This window comes from Pseudonocardia sp. WMMC193 (assembly GCF_021728735.1).
GTDB classification, from domain to species: domain Bacteria; phylum Actinomycetota; class Actinomycetes; order Mycobacteriales; family Pseudonocardiaceae; genus Pseudonocardia; species Pseudonocardia oroxyli.
In genome coordinates this window covers 1,565,251-1,591,213 of record NZ_JAKKDO010000003.1, presented here as the reverse complement: position 1 = coordinate 1,591,213, position 25,963 = coordinate 1,565,251, and the positions used below count along the sequence as shown (strand labels likewise).

At 69.3% G+C, this 25,963-nt stretch carries 36 protein-coding genes; 30 read left to right on the top strand and 6 right to left on the bottom strand.

Features of this window, described 5'->3' with window-relative positions; translation table 11 throughout:
• Window positions 1-97 precede the first annotated feature (97 nt).
• Window positions 98-742 carry a hypothetical protein gene (locus L3X23_RS09075; protein ID WP_237191703.1) on the bottom strand — a complete coding sequence of 215 codons (645 nt, stop codon included), beginning with the start codon at window positions 740-742 and terminating at the stop codon, window positions 98-100.
• 121 nt (window positions 743-863) lie between these two features.
• Here L3X23_RS09075 and L3X23_RS09070 point away from each other — a divergent pair, with 121 nt between their 5' ends.
• The 27 genes from L3X23_RS09070 (at window position 864) to L3X23_RS36575 (ending at window position 19,794) form a co-directional block, all read left to right on the top strand.
• Complete coding sequence (locus L3X23_RS09070; protein ID WP_237191700.1) at window positions 864-1,184, top strand: excisionase family DNA-binding protein; 321 nt, start codon at window positions 864-866, stop codon at window positions 1,182-1,184.
• Window positions 1,184-1,348 carry a hypothetical protein gene (locus L3X23_RS09065; RefSeq protein ID WP_237191699.1) on the top strand — a complete coding sequence of 55 codons (165 nt, stop codon included), beginning with the start codon at window positions 1,184-1,186 and terminating at the stop codon, window positions 1,346-1,348. The genes L3X23_RS09070 and L3X23_RS09065 overlap by 1 nt, the downstream gene beginning before the upstream one ends.
• 76 nt (window positions 1,349-1,424) lie before the next feature.
• Window positions 1,425-1,814, top strand: a complete 390-nt coding sequence (locus L3X23_RS09060; protein ID WP_237191697.1) for a hypothetical protein — start codon at window positions 1,425-1,427, stop codon at window positions 1,812-1,814.
• Window positions 1,814-2,128: a hypothetical protein gene (locus L3X23_RS09055; protein ID WP_237191695.1), complete on the top strand. Its 315-nt coding sequence runs from the start codon at window positions 1,814-1,816 to the stop codon at window positions 2,126-2,128. Before L3X23_RS09060 ends, L3X23_RS09055 begins: the two co-directional genes overlap by 1 nt.
• A 121-nt stretch (window positions 2,129-2,249) precedes the next feature.
• Window positions 2,250-3,032, top strand: a complete 783-nt coding sequence (locus L3X23_RS09050) for a bifunctional DNA primase/polymerase (RefSeq protein WP_237191690.1) — start codon at window positions 2,250-2,252, stop codon at window positions 3,030-3,032.
• Window positions 3,033-3,079: 47 nt separating this feature from the next.
• Window positions 3,080-4,549, top strand: coding sequence for a phage/plasmid primase, P4 family (locus L3X23_RS09045; protein WP_237191688.1), 1,470 nt, complete (start codon window positions 3,080-3,082; stop codon window positions 4,547-4,549).
• A gap of 455 nt (window positions 4,550-5,004) precedes the next feature.
• Window positions 5,005-5,592 (top strand): hypothetical protein, encoded by a 588-nt coding sequence (locus L3X23_RS09040; RefSeq protein WP_237191686.1) that lies wholly within the window; start codon window positions 5,005-5,007, stop codon window positions 5,590-5,592.
• Window positions 5,593-6,006: 414 nt separating this feature from the next.
• On the top strand, window positions 6,007-6,387 hold the full coding sequence (locus L3X23_RS09035) for a hypothetical protein (protein ID WP_237191684.1): 381 nt from the start codon (window positions 6,007-6,009) through the stop codon (window positions 6,385-6,387).
• Window positions 6,387-6,680, top strand: coding sequence for a hypothetical protein (locus L3X23_RS09030; protein ID WP_237191683.1), 294 nt, complete (start codon window positions 6,387-6,389; stop codon window positions 6,678-6,680). The genes L3X23_RS09035 and L3X23_RS09030 overlap by 1 nt, the downstream gene beginning before the upstream one ends.
• Entirely contained in the window at window positions 6,680-8,149 is a 1,470-nt protein-coding gene (locus L3X23_RS09025; RefSeq protein ID WP_237191681.1) for a terminase large subunit, read from the top strand. Before L3X23_RS09030 ends, L3X23_RS09025 begins: the two co-directional genes overlap by 1 nt.
• An 11-nt stretch (window positions 8,150-8,160) precedes the next feature.
• Complete coding sequence (locus L3X23_RS09020; protein WP_237191679.1) at window positions 8,161-8,334, top strand: hypothetical protein; 174 nt, start codon at window positions 8,161-8,163, stop codon at window positions 8,332-8,334.
• Window positions 8,334-9,545, top strand: a complete 1,212-nt coding sequence (locus tag L3X23_RS09015; RefSeq protein WP_237191678.1) for a phage portal protein — start codon at window positions 8,334-8,336, stop codon at window positions 9,543-9,545. Before L3X23_RS09020 ends, L3X23_RS09015 begins: the two co-directional genes overlap by 1 nt.
• Window positions 9,545-10,144, top strand: coding sequence for an HK97 family phage prohead protease (locus L3X23_RS09010; RefSeq protein WP_237191675.1), 600 nt, complete (start codon window positions 9,545-9,547; stop codon window positions 10,142-10,144). Before L3X23_RS09015 ends, L3X23_RS09010 begins: the two co-directional genes overlap by 1 nt.
• Before the next feature lie 165 nt (window positions 10,145-10,309).
• Window positions 10,310-11,602: a phage major capsid protein gene (locus L3X23_RS09005; protein WP_237191673.1), complete on the top strand. Its 1,293-nt coding sequence runs from the start codon at window positions 10,310-10,312 to the stop codon at window positions 11,600-11,602.
• A gap of 275 nt (window positions 11,603-11,877) precedes the next feature.
• Entirely contained in the window at window positions 11,878-12,228 is a 351-nt protein-coding gene (locus L3X23_RS09000) for a hypothetical protein (RefSeq protein ID WP_237191671.1), read from the top strand.
• Window positions 12,225-12,584, top strand: coding sequence for a hypothetical protein (locus tag L3X23_RS08995; RefSeq protein ID WP_237191670.1), 360 nt, complete (start codon window positions 12,225-12,227; stop codon window positions 12,582-12,584). The genes L3X23_RS09000 and L3X23_RS08995 overlap by 4 nt, the downstream gene beginning before the upstream one ends.
• Before the next feature lie 13 nt (window positions 12,585-12,597).
• Entirely contained in the window at window positions 12,598-13,014 is a 417-nt protein-coding gene (locus L3X23_RS08990; RefSeq protein ID WP_237191668.1) for a hypothetical protein, read from the top strand.
• Window positions 13,014-13,358 carry a hypothetical protein gene (locus L3X23_RS08985; protein WP_237191666.1) on the top strand — a complete coding sequence of 115 codons (345 nt, stop codon included), beginning with the start codon at window positions 13,014-13,016 and terminating at the stop codon, window positions 13,356-13,358. Before L3X23_RS08990 ends, L3X23_RS08985 begins: the two co-directional genes overlap by 1 nt.
• A 1-nt stretch (window position 13,359) precedes the next feature.
• Window positions 13,360-13,635, top strand: coding sequence for a hypothetical protein (locus L3X23_RS08980; protein WP_237191664.1), 276 nt, complete (start codon window positions 13,360-13,362; stop codon window positions 13,633-13,635).
• An 11-nt stretch (window positions 13,636-13,646) separates the two neighbouring features.
• Window positions 13,647-13,796, top strand: a complete 150-nt coding sequence (locus tag L3X23_RS08975) for a hypothetical protein (protein WP_237191662.1) — start codon at window positions 13,647-13,649, stop codon at window positions 13,794-13,796.
• The gene (locus tag L3X23_RS08970) at window positions 13,797-14,258 is read left to right on the top strand and encodes a hypothetical protein (RefSeq protein ID WP_237191661.1); all 462 of its coding nucleotides are present in this window, start codon (window positions 13,797-13,799) and stop codon (window positions 14,256-14,258) included.
• Between the two features lie 260 nt (window positions 14,259-14,518).
• Window positions 14,519-16,771, top strand: a complete 2,253-nt coding sequence (locus L3X23_RS08965) for a hypothetical protein (RefSeq protein WP_237191659.1) — start codon at window positions 14,519-14,521, stop codon at window positions 16,769-16,771.
• Window positions 16,771-17,574, top strand: coding sequence for a hypothetical protein (locus tag L3X23_RS08960; protein WP_237191657.1), 804 nt, complete (start codon window positions 16,771-16,773; stop codon window positions 17,572-17,574). Before L3X23_RS08965 ends, L3X23_RS08960 begins: the two co-directional genes overlap by 1 nt.
• Window positions 17,574-18,815 carry a DUF5047 domain-containing protein gene (locus L3X23_RS08955; protein WP_237191656.1) on the top strand — a complete coding sequence of 414 codons (1,242 nt, stop codon included), beginning with the start codon at window positions 17,574-17,576 and terminating at the stop codon, window positions 18,813-18,815. The genes L3X23_RS08960 and L3X23_RS08955 overlap by 1 nt, the downstream gene beginning before the upstream one ends.
• A complete protein-coding gene (locus L3X23_RS08950) occupies window positions 18,812-19,069 on the top strand; it encodes a hypothetical protein (RefSeq protein WP_237191654.1) in 258 nt (85 codons plus the stop codon). The genes L3X23_RS08955 and L3X23_RS08950 overlap by 4 nt, the downstream gene beginning before the upstream one ends.
• Window positions 19,070-19,078: 9 nt before the next feature.
• On the top strand, window positions 19,079-19,630 hold the full coding sequence (locus L3X23_RS08945; RefSeq protein ID WP_237191653.1) for a hypothetical protein: 552 nt from the start codon (window positions 19,079-19,081) through the stop codon (window positions 19,628-19,630).
• Window positions 19,609-19,794: a helix-turn-helix domain-containing protein gene (locus L3X23_RS36575; RefSeq protein WP_374204827.1), complete on the top strand. Its 186-nt coding sequence runs from the start codon at window positions 19,609-19,611 to the stop codon at window positions 19,792-19,794. Before L3X23_RS08945 ends, L3X23_RS36575 begins: the two co-directional genes overlap by 22 nt.
• Here L3X23_RS36575 and L3X23_RS08940 read toward each other — a convergent pair.
• A complete protein-coding gene (locus tag L3X23_RS08940) occupies window positions 19,748-20,344 on the bottom strand; it encodes a tyrosine-type recombinase/integrase (RefSeq protein WP_237191651.1) in 597 nt (198 codons plus the stop codon). The two genes, L3X23_RS36575 and L3X23_RS08940, sit on opposite strands and share 47 nt — an antisense overlap.
• A gap of 115 nt (window positions 20,345-20,459) precedes the next feature.
• Between L3X23_RS08940 and L3X23_RS08935 the strand changes: the two genes are divergently transcribed.
• A complete protein-coding gene (locus tag L3X23_RS08935; RefSeq protein ID WP_237191315.1) occupies window positions 20,460-21,725 on the top strand; it encodes an IS256 family transposase in 1,266 nt (421 codons plus the stop codon).
• Here L3X23_RS08935 and L3X23_RS08930 read toward each other — a convergent pair.
• On the bottom strand, window positions 21,722-22,144 hold the full coding sequence (locus tag L3X23_RS08930) for a site-specific integrase (protein WP_237191649.1): 423 nt from the start codon (window positions 22,142-22,144) through the stop codon (window positions 21,722-21,724). The genes L3X23_RS08935 and L3X23_RS08930 overlap by 4 nt on opposite strands.
• A gap of 42 nt (window positions 22,145-22,186) precedes the next feature.
• The gene (locus tag L3X23_RS08925; protein ID WP_237191648.1) at window positions 22,187-22,570 is read right to left on the bottom strand and encodes a helix-turn-helix domain-containing protein; all 384 of its coding nucleotides are present in this window, start codon (window positions 22,568-22,570) and stop codon (window positions 22,187-22,189) included.
• A 76-nt stretch (window positions 22,571-22,646) separates the two neighbouring features.
• Here L3X23_RS08925 and L3X23_RS08920 point away from each other — a divergent pair, with 76 nt between their 5' ends.
• Together L3X23_RS08920 and L3X23_RS08915 are read left to right on the top strand one after the other, a co-directional pair.
• On the top strand, window positions 22,647-23,072 hold the full coding sequence (locus L3X23_RS08920) for a hypothetical protein (RefSeq protein ID WP_237191645.1): 426 nt from the start codon (window positions 22,647-22,649) through the stop codon (window positions 23,070-23,072).
• Between the two features lie 99 nt (window positions 23,073-23,171).
• Window positions 23,172-23,369: an excisionase family DNA-binding protein gene (locus L3X23_RS08915; protein ID WP_237191644.1), complete on the top strand. Its 198-nt coding sequence runs from the start codon at window positions 23,172-23,174 to the stop codon at window positions 23,367-23,369.
• A 15-nt stretch (window positions 23,370-23,384) separates the two neighbouring features.
• On the opposite strand, the gene L3X23_RS08910 is transcribed toward L3X23_RS08915, so the two are convergent.
• Window positions 23,385-24,770: a recombinase family protein gene (locus L3X23_RS08910; protein ID WP_237191642.1), complete on the bottom strand. Its 1,386-nt coding sequence runs from the start codon at window positions 24,768-24,770 to the stop codon at window positions 23,385-23,387.
• 5 nt (window positions 24,771-24,775) lie between these two features.
• Window positions 24,776-25,873: a DUF885 domain-containing protein gene (locus L3X23_RS08905; RefSeq protein WP_237191640.1), complete on the bottom strand. Its 1,098-nt coding sequence runs from the start codon at window positions 25,871-25,873 to the stop codon at window positions 24,776-24,778.
• Window positions 25,874-25,963: the final 90 nt, after the last annotated feature.

The following is a 25,963-nucleotide window of genomic DNA, read 5'->3' as shown; positions in this document are numbered from 1 at the left end:
CGGAAACCGCGATAGGTAGGCGAGATGCGTGACTCCGTGCTGGGGACGAAATCGCAGGTCGCACCTCCTGCGTTGCCGCCAGCACAACGCAGGTCACCTACCGGTTCGCGGCGCGCTTCTCCTGCAACGCCACGAGGTCGTCCCGCAGGGCAAGCGCACGGCGGTAGAGGGCCTCGGTCTCGGCGTCGGGCTGCTCGATCAGGTCGATCATGTGGGCCAGCGTCTTTGCCTGCCGGACGACCTGCTCGGCGGTCATCGTCGACCAGGCGGCGAACGGGTTATCACCTTGCTCGACCGTCACTGCGCCCCCTGCAACCCCTGTGCCGGTCGCCGCACCCGCGCGGGCGGTCGTCCCAGTCACAGACGCCGACAGGCCACCAAGAGCGGCGGAGGCGGTGGGCACCTGATGGCGCCAGCGGTACCCGTGGCCGAACCGCAGAGTGTTGATCTCGCCGGGATCGGTGGCGACGTACTCCCGACCATCGGGGTGGATAAGCACCTGGGGGAGCCGGGCGAGGTCGGTGAGTTCGCCGTGGAGGATCTTCTCGGCGGTACCGGGCTCCCACGACAGCGCGGCGTCGAGCTGAGCGAACGTGCGGCGTGAGTAGTTTCCCCGCGCCTGCTCCACGTTCTGGGTTGTACCGAGGCTGGGTCCGCCGTGAGACGACAGGTCGCGCTGACGCAGACCGAGTTCCTCTCGGCGAGTACGCACTGCCTCAGCGAGCCGCTCGTTCTCATCCACACCTAAAGAGTGCCACACCGGACAACGAACGAGAACCAACGAGGACGGCAGTTAGGCTGAACAGGTGACTTTGAGTCCGGTTCGTTGTCCAACGGCAAGGCATACAACTAATCTCGGTGCCATGCCCACCGACTCCGTCATCGAGCCTCTGGCGTACTCCCGCCGCGAGGCGGCGTCGGCGCTCAACGTACCGGTCTCTCAAGTCGATGCGGCCATCGCCCGAGGCGAGCTGCCGCACTTTCGGATCGGCAAGCACGTCCGCGTTCCAGCCCACGCCGTGGACCGCCTTGTCGGCCGCACACCCAGCGCAGGGCTAGCGGACGACCTCTTCGCCCTCGTCCGCGTCCTTGCCGAGCAGGCGCCGCCCCTCAGTGAGGGACAGCGCCTCAGGATCCTGTCGATCCTCGGCGAAGCGGGCGCTCAGCAGAAGGATGCCGCCTGATGGCACTCACCGATCCGCCCACGCCCGAGATGCAGGCGTGGTTAGACGACCTCGTGAGGGACTGGCCGCCGCCCACCGACGCGCAGGTTGCCCTCGTGAACCGCGCGCTCGCCCGCGCCACCAAGACCACCGTCTCCGCTGCCGAGACGGACGCCGCGGCCTGATCCAGGCGCGGAACGCAGTCGGGGCGGGCCCCGGTAGCCGCCGGGAACCGCCCCACAACCAGGAGGAGTGAACTCCATGGCCGTTGAGGCCGAGCGTAGCGGGGGAGACCCCGCGGACGCCATCCCGCGCTGTGCGCGCTGCGCGCAGCCGGACATGTTCATCACCGAGGCCAACGGCCTCTGCACGACCTGTGAGGCCCGCGCGGAGATCATCGCCGCCGACGGAAAGGCCGCGTGGGACCTGTGGGTTTCCTCGCAGGCCACCCGCACGGCGCCCGTGATCCCGATCCGGCGCCCTCGACGCGGGAAGGCCGACCTCGCTCTCGTTGCGGGTGACGTCGGGGTCTACCAGGTGGCCGACCGGCCGCTCCGCGAGGAGGAGCAGGCCAACGCGATCTTCTCCACGGCGGTGTGCACCAACGCCGAGCACGAGTTCCACTGCGACGCAATGTGCGAGGCCGGCTGATGACACACGACCCGGCCCTCGACACTGCCGTCCTCGCGCACCAGGCCCTCGACCGCGCACCCGAGAACCACCGGACCGCGCTCGCCGCGCTGATCGCCATGCCCGTCGACTACCCGATCTGCTCCATCGGCGGGGCCTGCGGCGACCCCATCTGCGACGGCGAAGACTGCGACCACGACCGCGAGATCGTCGGCAGGCTCACCGTCGGGCAGCTCACCCGGGACCTCCGCGAGGGCGTCGCGACACCCGAGCTGGTCATCCACGTTCTCGGCAGCAACCGGATGCTGCTACCCGGCCTGGCGGGTGCCCAATGACCGCCACATGGACCGAGGCCGATCTGTGGGCCTGCGACTGTGGCGGGGTCCACGTCGGCGGCGGACCTCACCGTCGGATCCGGCGGTGGATCCGACGACAGTGGCTCAAGGTCATCGGCCGGTGAACGTTGCCGAGCTGATCCCCGCCTACGCGCGGGCCGGGATGGCGGTCCTTCCGCTCCACGGCATCCGCAACGGGGTCTGCACCTGCGGTTGGCGGGACTGCCATTCGCCCGGGAAGCACCCGCGCACCGCGCACGGGAAGGACGACGCAACCACCGACCTCGGAACCATCGCCGAGTGGCTTGCCGCCTACCCGGACGGGAACTGGGGCGTCAGACCGACCCTCGGGTACCTCGTCCTCGACGTTGACGTTCGCTCCGGAGGTCCCCCCGAACTGGCCAAGCTCGATGCCGAGCGTGGTGGCAGGCCGCCCACCTTGACCGCCCGCACCGGGAGCGGCGGCTACCACTACTGGTACCGCTACTCCGGCCCGGCCCGTGGCCGCCTGTGCAGGGGAGTGGACGTCAAGACCAACACCGGCTACCTGGTCGTCCCGCCGTCACTCCACGCCTGCGGAGAGCGGTACGAGTGGACCGACTGGCGTGAACCCGCTGGCGCGCCGGGGTGGGTCAAGGCCATCGTGAACCCACCCGTCCGCTGCCACGTTCTCGTTGAGCGGCACGCTCAGCGCGGGCTCGACCCGCTCGTCCGGTTCGTCTCCGAGTCACAGCCGGGGGAGCGGTCGAACCGCCTGTACTGGGCCGCGATCCGGGCTCACCGGGAGGGGCTCGACCTGGCCGCGCTGCACGACGCAGCCGTCGCCACCGGCCTCGCACCGTCCGAGGCGCAGGCCACCATCCGCTCCGCCGCCAACGCGGCACCCCGCAGGAAGGCGGCGTAGTCGTGGCCGCGCCCGTGTTCGAGCTCCGTCCCGTCCCCGAGCCTGAGGTGACGACCACCCTGTACCCGCCGCCGTCGGAGCCCCTCACCGTCGCCCGCCAGCTCGTCCACGAGCGCACCGCCCAGGGCGTCCCCCTCATCGGGTACTGGCGCGGCGCGTGGATGGACTACACGGGCCCGGCGTGGCGAGAGGCCGAGGCCACCGCCATGCGCAAGTGGCTCTACCTCCGCCTCGACGAGGTTGTCTACGAGGAATGGGACGGCCGCAAGGAAGCCATGGTCACCAAGCCATGGAAGCCCAACTCCAAGTCGGTGTCCGGGGTACTCGACGCCATGGCCGCGCTCGTCCACATCCCCGAGACCGTCGACACACCGTCGTGGCTCGACCCGACCAACGACTACCCCGCGGCGACCGAGTACATCGCCTGCCGCAACGGTCTCCTCGACGTCACCACCCTCACCCTGCGGGAAGCGACGCCCCGCTACTTCGGCACCGTGTCCGTCCCGTTCGACTGGGACGCGGACGCCCCCGAGCCCGTCGAGTGGATGAAGTTCCTGCGGACCGTGTGGCCGCCCAACGAGGACGGCACCGACCGCGAGGAGATCAAGCTGCTCGCGGAGTGGTTCGGCTACGTCCTGAGCGGGTCCACGGCGCGACAGAAGATGTTCATGCTCGTCGGGCCTCCGCGGTCCGGCAAGGGCACGATCACGCGGACGCTGGAGGCCCTCGTCGGCCGCGGCAACAGCGCGTCACCCACCCTCGCGGGGCTCGCCACGAACTTCGGCCTGGCGCCCCTCGTCGGGAAGACGCTGGGCACCATCGCGGACGCCCGGCTCGGCAAGGACAATGTCAACGTCGTCATCGAGCGGCTGCTGTCGATCTCGGGGGAGGACTCCCTTACGGTCGACCGGAAGAACCGGGACGCCTGGACCGGCAAGATCGCCGCCCGCCTCATGCTGTGCTCGAACGGTCTCCCACAGTTCGGGGACGCTTCCGGGGCCATCGCCAGCAGGTTCCTCGTCGCCACCATGGAGCGGTCCTTCCTCGGCCAGGAGGACACCGAGCTACAGGCTCGGATCGAAGCCGAGCTACCCGGCATCCTGCGTTGGGCACTCGCCGGGCTCGTTCGGCTGAACAAGACCGGCAAGTTCACCACCCCCGCCGAGTCGGCCGAGGCAGTCGACGCGCTCGCCGACCTCGTGTCCCCGATCTCCGCGTTCGTCCGCGAGGTCGGCGTGACCGGTCCCGAGGAGTCCGTCACGGTCCAGGACCTCTACGAGGAGTGGCGGTCGTGGTGCAAGGCCAACGGGCACGGCATCAGTTCGGCGCAGAAGTTCTCGACCGACCTGCGATCCACCCTCCCGCAGCTCAAGATCGTGCGGCCCAAGGTCGACGGCAGGGCAGGGCCCCGGCAGTTCCGCGGGGTCGGGATCTCCCACGAGTGGACCAAGCAGAAGGCCGAAGAGCGCGCCGCAGCGGTCGAGCTGTGGGCGTCGGAGCGGCGGTACGGGGCATGACAACCCTCGCAGGCTCCACAGGATCCACTACAGGATCCACATGGGCTCCACTGCTTCAAGATCACTCGCAGGGCTCTGACCTGCGGGGATCCAGAGGGCTCCACAGGATCCACACGATTCAGGAAACTCAGGCCCACGCGTGCGCGCGCCCGCGATCCGGTCAGAGCGAAAAACCTGAAAGCAGCGGATCCTCTGGAGCCTTGCGGATCCTTGCAGGTCATCGCGCCGTAAACGATCACTGGCATGTGGATCCCATCTGGATCCTCATGTGGATCCCCCGAACCTGGCCCGTTCGCGTCAACCCCACCCGACTCGGCTGGTCCTTGCCGAGCACCCGGGACGGAAGGACCCCGCCGAGGCCTAGCCCCGGCTGCTGGCTCCTAGCGCCAGCTCGACGGCTCCTGCGCGGCCGGGCCAACCCCACGCTCCCCACCAGCACGACCCCGGAGGACCCCGTGCCCATCCGACACCACGCGGTCAACGGCAAGAGCCAAGCCCACAGGCCCCACGCCGCCCAGGCGATGCGCCGCCCCCCGAAGACCGACCCTCCACCCGCCCCACCCATCCAGCCCGTCGAAGACCAGGCCGTCACCGACTGGGCCGACATCCGCGTGGAACGCCTCAAGTCCGGACGCTGGCGCATCTCACTCCTCGACGCACCCACCTGGGTGCAGGCCGCAGCCGACCCGCCTGCACTCGCCCGCGTCATGTGGGCCGCGTTCCGCGAGACCCGAGAGCTCGCCGCCGCAGCCAAGCGCAACCGCGTAAGCAGCCTCGCCCTACTCGGATCCGTACGCATCACCGACCCCGTGTCCCGCGGCGGCCGACGAGGCGACGTCTACCACTGCCTCAGCTGGCGCATGACCGAAGACGGCATGTGGCTCTCACCCCGCGGGCTCAAGTACAAGCCCACCGCCCAGGTCGTCGCACGAGTCCAGAAGCGCCGCGTCGAACTCGGATACGAACCCGAACCCCAGCCGGGTGAACCCATCCCCGACGGGCCACCAGTCAACCGACACCGTCCTCTCCGGGACACGGCGTGAGCCGGGCCTGGGCAGCCGGGTCCACCCGGCAGTGGCGCAAGGTTCGAGCCGCTGTGCTCGAACGTGACGGCCACCGATGCCGCCTCCAGATCGAGGGGACATGCACCACGCGCGCCACCTGCGTGCATCACCTCGTCGCAAGAGAGATCGCAGGCGATGACCCAGACCACCTCGTCGCATCTTGCACGCCCTGCAACCTCGCGATCGGTGACCCGCGCCGACACGATCCAGCCCCACGACCCGCCGGGTGGTGGTGACCATGCCCAGCCCGGTCGATTTTTCCCAGGTCGGACCCGGGGCGTACACCCCAATCCCTGTGAATCTCTCCCTCCGAGCTCGTGTCTCGGACTCTAGATCGGATTCTCATATGTTGATACGCTGGTCTTGCATCGTGAGACGAAGGATGGTAGGCGCGTGACTGGTCGGATGGCGGCGCGGTCTGAGGGTGAGCAGGGCGGGTTGGCCGCGGAAGTGCGGGCCACGCTGGAGCACCTGGACTTGCAGCCGCAGGATCAGGCTCTCGCCGCTGTCGCCGTGAGGTACGGCGAGACGATCGACCGGGCTGCGGCGATCGCGGCGCAGGCGGCTCGCATCCCGTACGACCCCGACACCGCGGAGGAAGTGAAGAAGCTGGCCTCGCGGGTGTCGGGGCAGGTCACGATGGCCGATCTCGGGCCGAAGCTGCTTGCGGCGCTGGATGCGTTGGGGGCCACACCGAAGGCTCGTGCTGCGGTCGGGCAAACGCCCGCCCCGTCGGGCCCGTCCAAGCTGTCGCAGTTGAGGAGCGCGTCCTGATGGCTAGTCACACGATCGCCGCGGGTGATGTCGGGGTCTGGGAGGTCGCCCTATCCGCCAACGTCGCGGACACGGTGACGTTCGAGACCGGGCCTGACCACTGCTGGGTGGCGTGGCACCCGGGGGCGACACAGCCGCTCTACCTGGTGTCCGGCTCGGCGAACGCGACGGTGAAGGGCGGGCACTGCCAGATGCTCTTGCCGGGCACCTCGGGCGAGATCGAGACGTGGGGGACGGCGCGGGTGTCGCTCATCTCGGCTGGTGCGGGGACCTACTCGGTGTCGCGCTCCTGATGACGGCGACGCTGGACGCTCCCTCGCTACTTGGGTACACGGAGCCACGGATCTCGACCGCGCCGCTCGTGACGGGCGCTGCCGGCCCGTGCGGCTGCGGCTGCGCACTCACTGAGGCAACGAGCCTTGGGTTCCAGGCGGCGACGTTCGCGGAGCACGTCGCCGACCTCAAGCTGTTGCCGTGGCAGCGCTGGCTGCTGATCCACTCGCTTGAGCTGTCAGAGCCGGGGAAGTTCCGGTACCGCACCGTGCTGACGGTGGTGGCCCGCCAGAACGGCAAGAGCTGGCTCCTGCGGGTGCTCGCTTTGTGGATGCTCTACCTGGGTCACGCCCAGCTTGTCCTCGGCGCGGCCCAGTCTTTGGACATCGCCCGCGAAGCGTGGACGGGCGCGGTCGAGCTCGCAGAGGAGGTGCCCGACCTGCTCGCCGAGGTAGCGACGGTCCGGAAGACCAACGGCGAGCAGTGCCTGACCTTGACCGGCGGGGCTCGCTACCGGATCACCGCCGCGACCCGCTCGGCCGGCCGCGGCCTCAGCGTCGATCTGTTGATCCTCGACGAGTTGCGTGAGCACCGTTCGTGGGACGCCTGGTCGGCGCTGTCGAAGACGACGACTGCCAGGCCGAACGCGCTGACGTTCTGCATCTCGAACGCGGGCGACGACGAGTCGATCGTGTTGAACGCGCTGCGGTCGCGGGCGATGGCGAAGGAGGACCCGCAGCTCGGGCTGTTCGAGTGGTCGGCCGAGGAGGAAGCGCAGATCGACGACCCGCAGGCGTGGGCCGCCGCGAACCCCGGGCTCGGGCGGACGGTGTCGATCGGGGCGATCCGGTCGGCCCTGTCGACGGACCCGGCCGCCACGTTCAGGACAGAGACGCTGTGTCAGCGGGTCGACGCGATGGACTCGGCCGTGGACCTTGCGGCGTGGAAGGACTCGGCTGATCCGCAGCTGACGCTCGCGGGTGTCCGGTCCCGGGTCGTCGCGTGCGTGGACGTCGCCCCCGACGGCGGCCACGTGACGGTCGTGGGTGCGGCAATGCTCGACGAGTTCCGCGTCGGGGTCGAGGTGCTCGCCGCCTGGCAGTCCTCGGAACAGGCACGCCGGGAGCTTCCCGCCTTCCTTGCGAGGGGCAACCCGGCAGCGGTGGCCTGGTTCCCGGGCGGCCCTGCTGCCGCGTTCGCCGCGGACATGCGGGGGATAGGCGCGGTCGAGATCAAGGGCGCCGAGGTCAACGAGACCTGCCTGGAGTTCGCGGACCTGGTGCTCGCTCGCAGGGTTCCGCACCCCGGGGATGCCCTGTTGAACGCCCACGTCGCGGGGGCATCGAAGCTCCGTAGCGGCGACGGGTGGAGGTTCGCCCGGCGCGGCGTCGGACACGTCGATGCCGTGTACGCCGCCGCGGGCGCTGTCCATGTGGCCCGGACACTTCCGGAGCCAGAGGTTAAGCCGAGGCCGAGGATTTTCCTTTGAAGCTGTCGTATGTGGCGGTGTTCGCCCAGGCGGTCGCCGTGTTCGCCGTCCTTGTCGGATTGTGGCTGTTGCTGCCGCTCGGCTGGTTCCTCGTGTCCGGGGGCGTGCTCGTGATCGCGGCCGGGACGGTCGTAGAGATCGAGCAGAACCGGCGCGATGCTGCCGCTCGGGCGGGTGATCGGTGATGGGCCTCGGCTCTCTGTTCACGAGAAACACCCAGTACGTCGCAACGAACCTCGACACCGGGGCGAGCTCGACGTTCACGGTCATCGACAACATCGCGCCCGACTGGGACAACGGTGCGTACCGGGGCGGGATGTCGATCCCAGGTGCGTGGCGTGCGGCGACACTGCTCGCCGACCTCCTCGGTGGTGTTCCTTGGCACGCCTACGAGGAACGGCCCGACGGGCCGGCTGTCCGGGTCAGCCCTCGGCCTCCGCTGTTGGAGCAGCCGGCGCCCCCAGACACCCGCGTGACGACGTTCTCGTCCCAGGCCCTGGACCTGATCTGGGAGGGCAACGCGATCGGGGTGGTAGCTGCCCGCGATCCCGTCGGGTGGCCCACTGCGATGGTGCCTGTCCCGGCCCGCCTGGTACAGGTTAAGCGCGTCGAGCAGTGGGACAACATTCCGCTGCCCGTTGGGGAGATCGCCTATCAGATCGGAAACCGCACATTCTCGGCGGCCGACGTGATCCACGTGAAGGGCCCGTGCGAGCCCGGGGCGCTCCGCGGCATGGGGGTGTTGGAGGCCCACCTGAACGGCGCGCTGGCGCTGAACCGGGAGTTGCAGCGGCAGGCGGCCGGAGTGGGCGCGTCGGGGGTGCCTACGGGCGTCCTGAACGTAGATGTCCCCGACGTGACGCAGGCCGAGGTGACGGACCTCAAGGGCAAGTGGATGCAGGCGCAGCGCACCCGCACGGTCGCAGTGCTGAACTCCACCACGGCGTGGCAGTCGGTCGGCTGGAACCCGTCGGAAACCCAGCTCCTCGACGCCCGCAAGTTCGGGCTGCACGAGCTGGCACTGATCTTCGGGGTGCCGCTGTCGTTCCTCGGTGTCGAGCAGTCCAGCCGTACGTACACGAACCAGGAGCAGGAGGGGTTGAACCTGCTCAAGTTCTCCCTCGGTGGCCCGCTCGCTCGGTTCGAGCAGGCCCTGACGCAGCACTTCCCGCGCGGCACGTTCGCCAAGGCGAACCTCGACGCAATCCTGCGCGCAGACACTCTTACCCGCTACCAGGCCCACGAGGTGGGTATCCGGGCCGGCTTCCTCACCGATGACGAGGCCCGCGAACTGGAAGAGCGCCCCCCACTCACCCCGGAGCAGCGGGCACAGCTCGCATCCCGCCGGACGCTCCCCGCTTCCCCGGCAACCCCCGAGTCCGCCGAGGAGGCGTGATGACCGACCTGCACCGCACGTTCGTCCCAGACCTCGAGGTCCGGTCCGCGGCCAAGGGCGGTGACGGCCGCACCATCGTCGGCATCGCCGTCCCGTACGGCCGCCCGCAGCGCATCGACGCCTCGCTGGTCGAGCAGTTCAACCGTGGCGCGTTCAACCGGCAGCTTGGTGCAGCGCACCGGGTGCCGTTCGCCCGGGAGCACATGTCGTTGGGTGGAACGCTCATCGGGAAGACGATGCTCCTCCGGGACGACGCCGCCGGGCTCTACGGCGAGTGGCGCGTCTCCAAGACCCCGGCGGGGGAGGAGACGTTGGAGCTCGTGAAGGACGGGGTGCTCACCGAGCTGTCCGTCGGTTTCCGTGAGGGCCAGAGCCGACGCGGTAAGGGCGGTGTGGTGGAGCGGGTCACCGCGCATCTGTCGGAGGTCTCTGTCGTCCTGGCGGGCGCCTACGGGGAGGCCGCGATGGTCGCCGGTGTGCGGGCTTTGCAGGACCACGACCAGGTCGGATTCTGCCCGAACTGCTCGGCGACCACGGCCCGGCTCGACGAGGCTCGGCAGATCCTGGCGAAGCTCCCGACGCTCCCCGCCGCCTCATAGCCAGAGAGCATCGATCTGTTACGATCGATGCAGCAATGCGATACCGGCACCCCGGTACCGCGGTCCGACACCTCGACCTCTCGATGACGTCGACACCCCGGACCCGCAGGTAGGCGGCACCCCGGTCCCTCGGAAGAAACCATTCCGATGACCTGGGAGTTTGGCGTGAACGCCTACCTCACTTCTCTGCGTACCAAGTACGACAGCATCCGTACCGGCATCGAGGGTCTTCAGACCCGCGCGGCGGACGAGAACCGCGACCTGACCGAGGACGAGCTCCGCTCCGTCCAGGGCCAGGGGGAGCAGGCCGCGAAGATCGCGGCCGAGATCGAGCAGCTCACCGAGATCGAGACCCGCAACGCGAAGGTCGCCGGGCTCGCCGCCCAGCTTTCCGACGCCCAGCCTGAGGAGACCCGCTCCGCGGTCCGTGTCGGTGGCGCACAGACCCGCGACAGGGACCCCGGTCACTACAGGAGCGACGGCGGACGGTCCTTCTTCTCCGACATGTTCCACGCCCGCGCCCTGCACGACGAGGAGGCCACCCGCCGCCTCATTGAGCACAACCGGGCGCTCGACATGGGCACCGAGGGTCCGGGTGTCATCCCGCCGGTGTGGATGAGCAGCGAGTTCCAAACTCTGGCCCGGCAGCAGCGCCGCGTTGCCAGCGCGGTCCGAAACATCCCGCTGTCCTCGGCCGCCCCGATCAGCATGCCTAAGCAGACCGCGGGCACGGATGCGATCGTCGCGACCCAGGCGAACGAGAACGACCCGATCACGTGGACCGACGCTTGGGACTCCGACGTCGACACTGTCACCCCGAAGGCGATCGCCGGCGGGCAGAAGGTGTCCCGCCAGATGCTGGACTCCGGCAACCCGGCCGTGGACGCGCTGATCTTCGGTGACCTCGTCTCCGTCTACAACGTGCGGATCGAGTCGCTGGTCGTGGCGACGATGCTGGCCTCGGCCGGTGCGGCGGTGGTCACTCACGCCACCAACGCCGGTTTTGCCGACCCGGAGGACGGCCCGGACTCGATCCTCACCGCGGCCCTTGCAGTGCGGTCGGCGCGGAAGCTGCCCGCCGACATCTCCGTGGTGAACGTGAACCGGCTCGGTTCGGTCCTGAAGTGGAAGGACAGCACCGGCCGACCGCTGGTCCCGGCTGGTTCTGCTGGTCCGCAGAACGTGCTGGGCCGTGGCGACGTCGCGACCGACGGGTTCCTGGACAGCGCAGCGGTGGCGGTCCTGGCGACCGACGGTGTGGCATCCACGTTCCCGGAGTCCATCCTGGTGGCCCGCAGCCTCGACGTGATCTTGTTCGAGAGCCCCACGACCCGATTCTCGTTTGAGCAGCCGGAGGGCCCGGAGATCGTTCGTCTGGGCATCTGGGCGTACGCCGCCTCCTACGTGCAGCACGCGGGCAAGTCGGTCAAGCGCGTGGCGATCACGGCGGCGAGCTGACCCATGGGACAGGCGCAATGGCGTCTCGTGCGGACGGCCCGCTTCGGCGTGGGCGTGGACCCGCAGAGCACCCTGCCTGCGGTTCCCGCCCCGTCGGGCGGTTCGACCGTCGACACCGAGGCGCGAGTAGCCATCGCTGAGCTGATCGCCCGGCTGGTCGAGTTCGGTCTGGTCGAGGCCACTCCAGTTGAGGTCCCCAGGGCCACAACTGGGGCGGCGGCCGCCGACAAGCCGGCACCGGCTCGCAGGCCACGTCCGCGGAAGGACGTCGCCTGATGATCTGGCCGCCCTCCTTGAACGACCTCAAGGACGAGATGGGAGTCAGGTGGGACGACCACCGCGACGACGACCCGCTCTACTGGGCGCTCCGAGCGGCGTGCACGTACGTCGAGCGGGTCCGCGACGACCTCGACTTCACGATGGACACGACGATCGTTGAAGACGTCGTCTACCGCGATCTGTGGGTCGGGACCCTACGCCTGGCGCAGCGGTGGTACGAGCGCCGGAAGTCGCCGGCGGGACTCACGTCCATGGCCGACATGGGCGGGGTCCGGGTCCCGTCTGTCGACCCCGACATCGACCGCATGCTGCGCATCGGGCGGTACCGCAGGCCGGTGATCGCGTGAGCACCGTCGCCGAGGCTGCCGTCTTGATTCGGGATGCCCTCAAGGTGATCTCCACTTTGCGGATCTACACGGACACGGCGCAGCCGGCTGACCCGCCCGCAGTGATCATCGGTCCACCCAACCTCCGTTGGGAGGCTGCCTGCTCAGACCCCTCGCACGCCACGTTCCCGCTGTACCTGGTGCTGCCGTGGCGGGACCGGGTCATGGAGCAGATGTGGGACCTGGTCCCCGAGGTCGCCGCCGCTGTCGAGGCCGTGCGTGGCGTGGTCGTCACCGGGGCGAACCCCGGCATCTACAGCTCCCCGTCGGGAGAGCTGCCCTCGTACACCGTGACCTGCCAGGTCGCGCTCTCCTGAACCGGAGCTCCCCATGGCGATCCACAGCCGCAAGATCAAGAACCTGGAACTCGACATCGACGGCAACTCGGTCGAGTGCCAGGTCACCAACTTCCAGATCACCAACAACGCGGGTGACCCCGAGAAGATCTACACGATGTGCCCCAGCGGGGTCGACGAGGAGGAGCAGGACCCGGACTGGTCCCTCCAGATCACGTTCTTCGCCGACTGGCGCGACGGCGGGTTCAGCGACTTCCTGTTCCAGAACCAGGGCGAGGTCGCCGACTTCACCGCGGACTGGCACCCGGATATCCCCGAGGAGCACGTCCGGTTCACCGGGCAGGTTCGCCTGCGGGTGCCGTCGGTCGGTGGCGAGGTGCGCACCACCGAGACGCAGGAGCTGACTCTGACGATCCTCGGTGTCCCCGCCTACACCCGGGTCGGTGCCTGATGGCGCGCACGTCGGTCACCACTCAGGTCGTCACCCGCGCCGGGCTTGCTCCGTCGTTCACCGCCCCCGTGGCGGACGGCGACATCATCGACCCGGGCCGGGTGGTGCTGCACGTCAAGACGGCGGGCTCCCCGGTCACGGTCACGGTGGTCACCCCGTCGACCCAGTCCGGGCTGGCGGTCGAGGACCTCACGGTCACCGTTCCGGCGTCGTCGGAGCGGGAGATCGGCCCGTTCCCGAAGTCGACGTTCGCGCAGCCGTCAGACGCGGCCGTCGGCCCGACCCGCGTCCTCGTCGACTACTCCACCGTCACCGGGGTCACCCGCGCAGTGAAGGGCCTCTGACATGGCGATGTTCAAAGCGCAGGTCACGCAGGACGGCAAGGACCCGTACACGGTCGAGATCGGAGCCCGGGACGTCGCTGCGTGGGAACGCAAGGGCAGGGACCGAGCGTTCTCCGACTTCATGGCCCGCCCGCGGGTGACCGACATGTTCGAGCTGGCCTACCTCTCCTCTCGGCGACAGGGCCTCTTCGCCGGAACGGAGCAGGAGTTCCTGGAGCTGGTCGACGTCGAGGGCGCCACGGACGAGGCGGAGGGCCCTACCCAGCCGGCTCCCTGAGCCGGGGCCTGGTGGCGCTCGCGATCCGCACCGGCATCCCCCCGTCGGTGTGGGCCCGTGAGGGGGAGGCGGCGATCGCGACCGCCTTCGAGCTACTGGACGAGACGGACAGCGGCGGGCACGACGGCCCACCGATCGTGGACGGAATGCGGGAGGCATAGGTGGCTGGCGGGCTGACCGTCAAGGTCAACATCGACGGCGTGCGGGACACGCTCGCCGCCTTCCGCAACCTGCCCAAGGACGCCTCCGACGAGCTGCGTGACCGCTCGCAGGAGCTGGCCGAAACCCTCGCGGTAAAGGTGCGAGCTGCGGGCAACGCGATGGGCCGCCAGGACGCCGTCGTGGCCCGGTCCGTGAGGGCTCGCCGCGACCGCGTACCTGTCATAACGGCAGGCGGTCGGGGTAAGGCCGGGCTGCTGGTGTTCGGGTCTGAGTTCGGAATGAACAAGCGCTCCGGCTGGTACGCCGCCCGCCGTTTCGACGGCTCGGAGGGCCGCCAGTTCCGGGAGCACGTCGGGCAGTCGTCCTGGTGGTTCTTCCGCACGGTCGAGGAGAACGAAGCGCAGATCGGCCGGGAGTGGACCGAGGCCGCCGACACCATCGTCCGGAAGTGGGCTAGCTGATGGCGGGCACTACACGCACCGTCCGGGTCCGGTTCGACGGGTCCGCCGCCGGACTGACTCGCGCAGCGAAGCAGGCGGAGAAGGACCTCGAACGGTTCTCTGCGCAGTCCGAGGCGGCGAACACGAAGATCCTCAAGTCTTTCGGATCCGCCACCAAGGGCATCCTTTCGATCGGTGGCGCAGTCAACACGGCATCCGGCGTGGCAGCGTTCGGACAGTCGATCGCGACCATGTCCGGGATCATGGCCGCTCTACCCGCCGTGGCTCTGACCGGCGCTGCCGCACTGGGTACGTTCAAGCTGGCCACGCAGGGTGTCGGGGACGCGTTCTCCGCCGCAGCCTCTGGTGACGCGGAGGCCTACAGCGAGGCCGTCGCGAAGCTCGCGCCATCGGCTAAGGCTGCCGCGGCCGAGGTGAACCGACTCGGCCCGCGCCTCCGGGCGATGCAGCAGGACGTCCAGGACAACTTCTTCCGCGGCTACGACGAGGCCATCCGCGGTCTCGGAGAGACCGTGCTACCGGTCCTGGAGAAGCAGCTCGGCTCCATCGCCACCCAGATGGGTCAGATGGGCACGATCGCCGCCGACGCCCTGATGCAGCCCGCCGCCGTGGACGACCTCAACAAGGTCCTCGGTGGGACCGCCACGCTGTTCGACGGGTTGAAGACCGCCCCCGCCGATGTGCTCGACGGCATCCTCGCCCTCGCTGGGGCCGGGTCGTCAGAGATGGAAGGGCTGGGGAACTCGGTCGGGAACGCAGCCCAGAGGTTCCGTGAATGGGCCCGGGAGGCAGCCGCGACCGGCCAGGTCAACAAGTGGATCACCAACGCGAAGGAAGAGTTCGCGAAGCTCGGAGGGGTCCTCCGCAACGTCGGGTCGATCGTCGGCACCGTGTACCGGGGGCTGTCGTCGGGCGGTGCGGACTTCCTCGGGTCCCTTGAGGAGACCACCGCACAGCTCGATCGCTTCCTCAAGACCGCCGAGGGTCAGGACCTGCTCCGTGAGCTAGGGGAGACCCTCTCAACGGTGGCGGATGTGTCCCGAGAAGTGCTGATGACCGCCCTGCGAGAATTGGCTCCGGTCATAGTCGAGCTCGCCCCGCTCGCCCGCGAGGTCGCGCGGGCCATCGGGGACTTCCTCGTGTCTGCTCTGGAGACGTTGGGCCCGCTCCTCCGGGACGCCGCCACGTTCCTGTCCGCGAACAAGGACACCATCGCCGACCTCGTCCCGATCGTGGTGTCCCTGGCCGCCGCGTACAAGGGCCTGTCGATCCTCAAGGATGTGAAGGGGTGGGCAGACACCGCCCTCGGCGCGCTTCGCCTGCTCGGTGGCGCCCCGACCGCGGCGGCAGGTTCGGCGGCTGGGAAGGGCTTCGCATCCAACCTGCTCGGCGGGCTCAAGGGTGGTCTCGGGGTCGCCGCTGTCGGCACCATCGGGCTACAGCTCGCCGACAACCTCATCCCCCCGGACGCGGGGGAGGGGATCGGGGTCGGCTTCGCGCGAGACATGCTCGGCGAGATGGCCGAGACCTTCCGCGGGGAAGGCGACATCTTCCAAGCTTGGGACGTCGGCCGGTGGATCTCGAACCCGCTGAACATGGCGGTCGAGATGGGCAAGCGAAAGCTGATGGAGCTGTTCGACGTCGCCCCCGACTCGGGTATCGAACTGAACTTCGCCGCGAACACCTTCCCTGCGCAGGAGCAGGTCGCGTCGTTCATGAACTCGATGAAGGGCAAGGCCGGAACGATCAACATCAACGGCCGGGACGACGACGCCACCCAGGTGCTCGCCGAGCTGGTGCAGCGCGTCAACAACGGTAACGGCACGGTCACGATCAACGGTGAGGACATGCCCGCCGACCAGGCCCTCGCCATGGTCATTGACCAGATCAACCGAGGCGTCGGCACAGTCACGGTCAACGGACAGACCATCCCGGCGGGTCAGGCACTCGCCGATATCCTCAACCGGACGAACCGCTCGACCGCGAACATCGGGGTCGGCGCCGACACCTCTCGGGCCCAGGGCGTCATCGACGGGTTCATTCAGATGAACAACGGCCGCCGCATCAACATCATGACGTCCGTGACCGGGTCCGGCGGTATCGCCTCCGCGGGGCGCCTCGCCACTGGTGGCCCCGTCCGTGGCCCGGGAACCGGCACATCCGACACCGCCGGCTTGTTCGCGCTGTCCAACGGTGAGTGGGTGCTGAAGGCGTCCGATGTGAAGCGGTTCGGCGGTTTCGCCGGTGTCGCCCGGTTCCTCGCACTGCTGCGGTCCGGGTCGATCGGGCGTATGGCGACGGGAGGTCCCGTCGGTGGGCCGTCCTACCTGGGCGACTCGTCTCGCATCATCCGTTCCGCCCAAGCCGCTTCCCCGTCGGTCACCGTGGGCGGCACGAGCGTGAGGGTGGAGATCGACGGGCAGGAGTTCCGCGGCATGATCCGGGCCGAGATCGACCGGGACAACCGCACCACCCGGCGCCTCGTCGGCTCCGGTGCAGGGCGGGGACGCTGATGGCGCTCACTGCGACTTGGGACCCCACGAACGCCCGCGTCCAGCTACAAGCCACCGGGCTCTCCGCCTCCGCCACCTCGACCTGGCTGGAGTACCGGGTCACCGGGACCACTCAGTGGACGGTGGTCAGGGGAGCTGGGCAGGTCACGGTGACCAGCTCGGCCACCCCCGTGCTGTTCCAGCACGACCCGCCCGTGGGGTCCAGCGGGGTCGCCACCATCGAGTACCGCCACAACCCCAACGTCGGCTCCCAAGAGACCACCACGGTCGGCATCTCCGTGGCCGACCAGGCGTGGCTCAAGTGGCTCGGCTACCCGTTCCTCAACCGGCGGCTCACCGTGACGGGCTACTCCGAGATCACCCGGTCGGGGCGAGGGCAGATCAACCAGGTCATCAACTCCCGCCTCGGGGTCTCGGTCGGCGAGTTCATGGGCGCCCGCGAGTTCGAGTTCACCGTGCGTACCGACACCTGGGACCAGTGGCGGGAGCTCGACGCCGCCCTGTCCGTCGGGGGGGTCGTGTACCTGCTCGCCGACGAACGGGCCCTGGGGCTGCCAGTCGTGAACGCCGTGGTCCGCTCGATCACCACACCACCCGGCCCGCGCCACTACATCGAGCGCCGCTATACCACGATTGGGATCACCGAGGTCACCGCGCCCGGCTGGGGCTACGCCGGTTCGGTCGGCACCTGGCAGACCGTCGTCAACCAGTACGCCACATGGGCGGCCGTGCAGGCGGCGCAGCCGACCTGGGCCGACCTCGCCACCCTGGCCGGCTCCACCGGCGACGTGGTGGTGGGCTGATGGCCCGCCCGACCAGCGACCTGCTGCGCAACATCGTCAAGGGCAGCCACACTGCCCGAGCCCGCGTCACCCATGTCAACGACTCCGTCGCCTCGTTCTCGCAGTCACTAACCCCGCCCGGGCTGCAGCTCACCGTGCTCGACGGCGACGTCCGCATGGACTCCTCGGCCACTGTGCGCGCCACGCTGGACTGCACCGTCCAAGCCCGGTGGGGGACGCTCAAACCCAATGGCGGTGAGCTGTTCGTGGAGTACGGAGTCGAGATCGCGGGCGGCCGCACCGAGTGGGTCAGCCTCGGCTATTTCGGCATCGACGAGGTCACCCAGGACGAGGTGAACGGACCGCTCCACATTCAGGCGTCAGACCGAATGAAGCAGGTCGAGCGCACCGAAGCCGTATACAACTGGGTCGCCCCCGCGGGTACCACCCACTCCGACTTCTTCCGCTCGCTGATCTGGGGACAGAACCCGACCACGTGGTTCCACCCGAACGCGGGGGCCCTGTACTACGGCGCCCCGGAGAAGGACCTGATCGCGGACTACGACATGACCACCGCGACGATCCCGTACGCAGTCCAGCTAGAGAAGACGTTCTCCGAGCACCTCGCCGAGATCGCGGACACCATCGGCAAGCGCTTCTTCTTCGACTACCGGGGCCGCCCCACCGTCATCGACGCCGACGTGAACACCTCCGTCGCCCCAGTCACCACGATCGAGGCCGGACCCGGGGGAGTCCTCGGCGGGATGCGGCGCAGGCTGACCCGCGACGGCGTCTACAACTCCGCCGTCTCAACCGGGTCGCAGCCCACCGAAGACGTGCCCCCGTCAGGCTGGGCGTTGTTCACCGAGTCCCCGTCGAACTCCCAGTACGTCACCACCCCACGCGGGCTGTCCTGGTACGGGCCGTTCGGCAGGGTCCTCAAGCGGTACAGCTCCCCACTCCTCACCAACAGCGGGCAGTGCATCAGCTCGTCTCGCACCTGGCTGGAGAAGGTCAAGGGCCTGCCTTACAGCTTGTCGTTCGACATGATCGCCGACCCCACGTTGGAGCCGCTCGACGTCGTCCGGGTCCGCTTCCCCGGCCTCGGCCCGTCGAACACCCCACCGCCTCCCGGCATGGGCATCGACCCGGCCGAGGAAATCCACGTCATCGATTCCATGGTGTTCCCGCTGACCGGGGGCGCGATGACGGTCACCACCCGCGACTCGTGGACAGACGGATGGGCGGACTCGATCGCATGAGCAGCTACGTCGACCCCGCCTCCCTCGTACCGCTGTTCGACCCGAGCAGCGGCGGAGCCGGTCAGTTCCAGATGGGACGGCTCACCGCCTGGAACGGGACGACCCGCGCGAACACCGTCAACGTCCTCACTCAGAACCGCACCAACCTGCCGGTCCTCTCCTCCGCCGAGGCAACCCTGGCAGCACCGTGCACGGTGCTGCTCGTCCCGGTCGGACCCACCTACGTCATCGTCGGCCGCATCCGCGTCCCCTAGGAGAACTCGATGCCCACCACTCCCCGGTACGCGCTTCGCTACCCCGCCTCCAGCGACGCCCCGAACGGGCCGACCCAGCTCCAGAACCTCGCCACCGACGTCGAGGGCTGGCTATCCCCGCCGGTCGCCGAGCTGTACACCAACGCAGTCCAGTCCGTGCCGAACGCCACCTGGACGTCGATGACCCTCAACGCGGAGGGCATCGACACGCACAACGCCCACTCGACCGCGAGCAACACCAGCCGGTTCGTCGCACCTACAGGGTGGGGCGGCATCTACCAGGTGTCCGGGCAGTCGTACCTGGTGCAGATCGGCGACGGCGTCATGGCAGTCCGGCTCGCGAAAAACGGCGTCCCGGTGCGGGGATCGATCGTGCGCGTCAGGGGTGCTGGGTCCGGCGACACCGACCGCGGTCTATCGACGGCCGCGCATTTCATCCAGCTCAACGCGGGGGACTACGTGGAGGTGCAGAGCTTCCACACCCGTGGCGTCGCGGCGGACACCTTCACCAACGACGAGTACGGGCCGTCCCTGTCGGTGTGCTGGGTTCGGGCCGCGTGACCACCCTGTCGACCACGGAGCTGTCGGAGCTGTCCGGCATCCCCGAGTCGTCGCTACGGGAGCGAGCACGCGAAGGTGAGATCGTCGCCGCGAAGGACGAGGAAGGACACTGGCGGTTCAGGCCGCAGGACGTGGCCGCTCTGATCCGGCGCGCGTCACCCTAGCTGCACCGTCCACGAGCTCACCGAGAGCCCGCGCCGCTGCGTTGTCCAGATCCCGGCGGGCGCGGTCGTACCTCGCCGTGGTGTCGGGCCGGGCGTGGCCGAGCTGGACCTGGACGTCTCGCAGGGGGGCTCCCTCGTCGAGAGCCAGTGTCGCGGCCGTGTGGCGGAGGACGTGGGGGGACACCTCGACGTCGAGGCCCGCAGCCTTCGACAGCTTCCGCAGGTAGTAGTCCGCCTGCTGCCTGGTCATCCGTGCTCGGCCGTCGGTGTCCATGAACAGCGGGCCCTGCCGCCCACCCACGTACGCGCGGATCGCGGAGTCGACCGCCGCGGGCAACCCGATCCGCTGACGCTTCCCACCCTTGCGGGTCACGAGCAGGACCCGGCGCCCCTTCTCGACTGACAGGTCCCCGGTGTCCGCGCGGATCGCCTCCGACACCCGGAGCCCGGTGCCGAGGAGGAGCAGCACCAACGCCCTGAGCCGGGCACCTGTCTCAGTAGCTGCGGCGAGCAAACGCTCCGCCTCGTCCCGGGACAGCCCCGCGGTCATCGACTCGTTCGCCACCTCAGGCCGGGCGGCGAACTCGGCGGGGTTCGCGGGGACTGTCCGACAAACGGTGTAACTGGTCCGACACGCCGAGCTGTGCTCGGGGGAAGGATCAACGATGACCGAGACGATCGAGCCTGTGCCGGATCGGATTGATCAGCAACAGCTCGCTCAGCAGCTGGTGGAGGCGGCCCGTGCCGAGGGCGTGGAGCTCGTCGGCCCGGGCGGGCTACTCACCGGCCTGACGAAGACGGTGCTCGAGACCGCCCTGGAGGCGGAGATGACCGAGCACCTGGGCTATGACCGCCACGACCCCGCCGGGCGGGAGAACCCCAACTCCCGCAACGGGACGCGGGTCAAGACGGTGCTCACCGAGATCGGCCCGGTGCAGATCGAGGTGCCCCGCGACCGGGACGCGAGCTTCGACCCGGTGATCGTCCGCAAGCGCCAACGCCGCCTGGACGGCATCGATGAGATCGTGCTGTCGCTGACCGCCCGCGGCCTGACCACCGGTGAGGTCGCGGCGCATTTCGACGAGGTCTACGGGGCGAAGGTCTCCAAGGACACCATCTCAAGGATCACCGACAAGGTCCTCGACGAGATGACCGAGTGGGCCCAGCGCCCGCTCGACGCGGTCTACCCGGTGCTGTTCATCGATGCCATCCACATCAAGGTCCGCGACGGCCAGGTCACCAACCGGCCCTTCTACGTCGTCATCGGCGTGACCGTCGACGGACACCGCGACATCCTCGGGATCTGGGCCGGCGAGGGCGGAGAGGGCGCGAAGTACTGGCTCCACGTCCTGACCGAGATCAAGAACCGCGGCGTCACCGACGCCTGCATCGTGGTCTGCGACGGCCTGAAGGGCCTCCCGGAGTCGATCACCACCGTCTGGCCGCAAGCGCTGGTTCAGGCCTGTGTGCTGCACCTGATCCGCAACACCTTCCGCTATGCCTCCCGCAAGTACTGGGAGCAGATGGCGAAGGACCTGCGTCCGGTCTACACCGCGGCCACCGAGGCGGCCGCCCAAGCCCGGTTCGACGAGTTCGCCGCGACCTGGGGCGGGCAGTACCCGGCGGTCCTCGTGCTCTGGCGCTCGGCGTGGTCGGAGTTCGTGCCGTTCCTCGACTACGACGTCGAGATCCGCAAGGTCATCTGCTCGACCAACGCCATCGAGTCGATCAATGCCCGCTACCGCCGTGCAGTCAAGGCTCGCGGCCACTTCCCGACCGAGCAGGCCGCGCTCAAGTGCCTCTACCTGGTCACCCGATCACTTGACCCCACCGGGAAGGGCCGGGCCCGGTGGGCGATGCGCTGGAAACCAGCCCTGAACGCCTTCGCGATCACCTTCGCCGGCCGTATCGTTCCCAGCAACGGAAGCTAGCCATCACAACCGGTTACACCGTTCATCTGACACTCCCGGTTCGCGGGCACGAGCCCATTGGAGTTGCGGATGGCGTACCGGTAGAACGACGACACGACCACGAGCTTCCGCGCGATCGTCGAGGGGCTGTAGGACTGGCGGCTCCGGTACCGGCCGACATGGTCGGGGGATTCCAGCCAGCGCCGGTAGGCGTCGACGTGGACTTGTAGCGCAGCGAGGACTTCGACCCCGAACTGGTCGGCCCAGTCGAAGTAGGTCGTGATGTCCCGGCGATAGGCAGCCTCGGTGTTGACGCTTCGTTGCGCGAGAAGCCACATGGTGGCGAGCTGTGTGCGGATCTGAGAGCCGCGAACCGCTGGGACCTGTCCCTCTGGGGTCGGAAAGACGATCTCCCCAGAAGCCGTTTCAGGCGTCTGCATACTGCCTATTATGCCAGGAGGTGTACCGTCTGGACGGTGTAGTCAGCGCTTCCGTTTGTCGAACCGCGGGCACCCGCACGCGGTTCGCTGCTGCTCGAAGGTGGCGTTCTGCAGGAACGCGTCAACCGCGTCGCCCTTCGCTCGCCACTGCCCCTGACGGATCGCCTGGTGGCCGTGCATCCGCCCCTCGCGCAGGAGCCGGGTCACGGTCAAAGGAGACAGCCGCGCCCGCGCGGCCACCTCCTTGACGTCCAACCAGGTGCGCCACTGGTCGCTGTGGCCGAGGCGATGCTCCAGTATGTCCGCGACGGTGAGCGCGATCCGGTCCAGTTCGTGGTCACTCAGGCTCTCCCCGCCACGAGGAGCCGAGGCCGGGGACATGGTGCCGCGGAGGATGTCGTCGAGAGGGCACGAGTTCGTGGTCATGACGGACAGCATCCCGTCGCCGTCTACTACTCGGCGGCCCGTAACGTCGACCACGGCTCGTCACGACCTTGCTCCTGTGAGCGACGACCTTGACCACCTGTTCGACCTTCTCGACCTCATGCCGGACATGGAGGCGGACTACTTCTGGCCCGCGTTCAACAACAGCACCGGCGACCCCTACCTGTTGGAGAAGCTGTACGTCTGGACCCGGAACGCGAGGGAGCGCCTCGACGAACTCCCCGACTCGGGCCGTCGGCTGGCCGAGTACTGCCTGATGTTCTTCGGGGACCCGACCAAGGCGGCCGAGCAGTGGCCGCTCGACGCGATGTTCCACAACATCCAGCCGAGCTCGAAGCCAGGCTTGCGGTGGGCCGAGGACGTCGCCGCCACCGCGTGGCGAATCTTCGTGCCGGGCGAGGCCGAGGCAGGCCGTCAACATCACGGCGGGATGGGAACCGGTGTCGACATGAAGGACTGGCCGCCCCCTGCCGTCCGTCGCTAGCCTGCGGTCCCGCTGAACAAGTGGATCGGCCCCGGCCACTCCGCGCAGGAGCCGCCGGGGCCAAGTCACGCTCTGCGGCCGTCAGTCGACAAAGCACACATGAGCCACACACCACTGCCGCGGCGGACATGGACCGTCCGCGAAGTCGCCGAGATGCTGGGAATCCCCTACGAGACCACCCTCGACACGGTCAAGCGGGACATGCGGTGGGTGCGGGCCGGCCGCCACTACCTGGTCCCCGTCGAAGAGTTCGAGCGGTTCCTGGCGGGAGACCAACACGACGGGAACCCCACGTGAAAGTCGTCTGGATACTTAGCCTTTCGGGGTGACCTGCACTGTGGAGGGCGGGGGAGTACGGACACCCTTGCCGCCCGAGTACACCCGCACGTCGAACAGGGCTGCGATGATCGAGCGCCGCTGATCCGCGTCCACTGCCAGCCACGTCTCGGCGGTCACCTCGCTAGCCAGCAACTTCGTGAGGACCGGGGACGAGTTCGCCACCGTCATGCGGGACTCGACGTCCACGAGCTGCGCCTGCAACTCGGTGTTCATCACGTCGAACTGTTCGCGGGTGATCTTCCGCTGCGCCCGCTCCTGCGCGATCACCGCTAACTCCGCGCGGATCTCCTCGGCCTGCTCGGCGAGGTCGCCGTGGTCGTCCCCGCCAACCTGCTCGGCACGGCGCTTCCGCCACTCCTTGTTGTTCAGGATGGCGATCACCGCGCGCTGCACCTGCTCGTCGACCAGCTCGCCGCGCCGGTACAGGTGTCGACCCGACGGGCACCGGTACACGGGGCCGTACCCCTTCGGTGCGCCGCCCGCGTGGACCGGCTCGCTGCACACCCCGCACAGGGCCACCCCGGTCAGCAGACGGCGCCCGGCCCGCGGTTTCTGCGCGGACGCCGCCGAGTCCAGCAGGGCGCCGACCCGGCGGAACGTCACCTCGTCCACGATCGCAGGCCACTCCGCATCCCCGGTGATCTCGCCCTTGTGGACCCGCTTGCCCGCGTACCGGGCGTTCTTCAACAACTTCCGCACCGCGGTGTGGTCCCACACGCCGGGCTCGCCCGTCTTCCACGACGTCTGTCCCGACAGCAGGCCAGCCTCGTTCCACTGGCGGGCGATCGACTTGATCGGGGTGCCAGCGAGGTAGTCGGCGAACGCGGTCCGGATGGCGTCGGCCTCCACGTCGCGGATCGTGACCCCGTCAGCCTCGTACCCGAATGGTTTCCGGCCCCCAACCCGGCGGCCCGCGGCGGCGGCCTGCCGATGCGCGCGGAGCTGTCGGTCCGACTTGGCGTCCACCTCGTGCTGGGCGACCTCGCCGAGCACCCCGGCGGTGAGCCTCCCGGCCGGGGTGGACAGGTCGATGTCGGAGCCTCGGACCAGGGCGATGAGGACGTCGTGTGCGCGGCAGGCGTCGATCAGGTCGAGCCTGTCCCGCGCGGTGCGTGCGAGCCGGTCGAGGGACCAGGCCACCACGACGTCGTACTTCCCGGCGGTGATGTCGGCGAGAAGTTCCCGGAACACGGGGCGGGCTTTGCGGCCGGCCGCGGAGGTGTCGTTCTCCATGTACTCGCGGGCGTTGATCCAGCCGCGACGTTCGAGGAGGGCTTCGGCGTCGATGCGCTGCCGGGTCACACCGAGTTCCTCCCCGGTCCGGTCCTGGCTTATACGCAGATGCACGGCGGCTCTCACATCTGCTATGGTACACACCAGGTGCTGACCAGGTCCCACATCGGGAACCGGTCGCGGCCCAGGGTGGGCAGCCAGGTGCGGCCCGGTCGCGCGAAGTCCAGCGAGGGCTGGGTGTAGTACGGCGCCGCGGCGCTGCCCTCCGGGGCGATCATCGCCTCGACCCGCAGCAGCGGGGGAGCGAGGTCCACGTGTGTGCCCTGCAGCGCCGCGATCGTCGAGTCCATGATCCCCTGCAGGCGCTCCCGCACGGCCGCCACGCCCTCGACGACCTCCCCGTGCGTCTCGAGGTGGGTCATCGCCTCGCGCGGGGTCGAGCCGGGGAGGATCTGCTCGGCCAGGACGGTCTGTTCCGCGTACACGCGGTGGAACTCCGTCCAGGCCCAGTCGTAGGCCTCGTGCGGGTCCAGGTCGGCACCGTTCCACCGGCGCACCGCCGCCCGGTACCGCTCCTCGCCGACGCCGTCTCGCACCCCGTCGGTGTGCGGGCGGTAGTCCCGGGCCAGGAAGTCCCGCAGCTCCACCACCGCGGCGGCCGCGGCGTCCGCGGACCCGTCCGGCAGGCCCGCCTCGGCGGCGAAGTCGCCGAACCACCCCGCCCACGGCCCCAGCTGGTCGACCACCGCGTCGACCTGGCGCGGCGCCGCGAGCAGCCCGCGCGCGATCCCCTCCCGGAGGGTCGCGGTGTACCCGGCGAAGGCCTGCGGGACGGCGGCGAGCCGAGCGGTGAGGTCCGCGCGCTGCGCGGGGGTGTCGGTCGGCATGAGGGTGAGGACCGTGCGCAGGTCCTGGACCGGCCCGAAGAGGATCTGCACGTTGCGCAGGTGCTCACCGAGGGCGCGGGTGCCCTGGGCGCTGATCAGCCGCTCGCGCAGCAGGCGGGCGCAGCGGCGCTCGTCGCCGTCCTCGTCGTCAGGGGTGCCCGCGGCGTCGAGGGCGCGCAGGGTGTCCTGCTCGAGGGCGGCGAGGGCCTCCTCGCCCGCGGGGGAGAGATCGGGGAGCCGGTCCTGGCCGGTGGGCAGCCCCAGCGAGGTCGCCAGCAGCGGGTCGAGCTCGGCGTGGGCGGCGACGTGGGTGTCGGCCAGGTCCCGGAACGTTCGTGCCATGCAGGCACCATAAGGGGGCGGCAGTCCGCAGGCCGCCCCCCTCGGACACGACGAAGCCGGGCCCCACGGGAGGTGGCCCGGCTTCGTGGT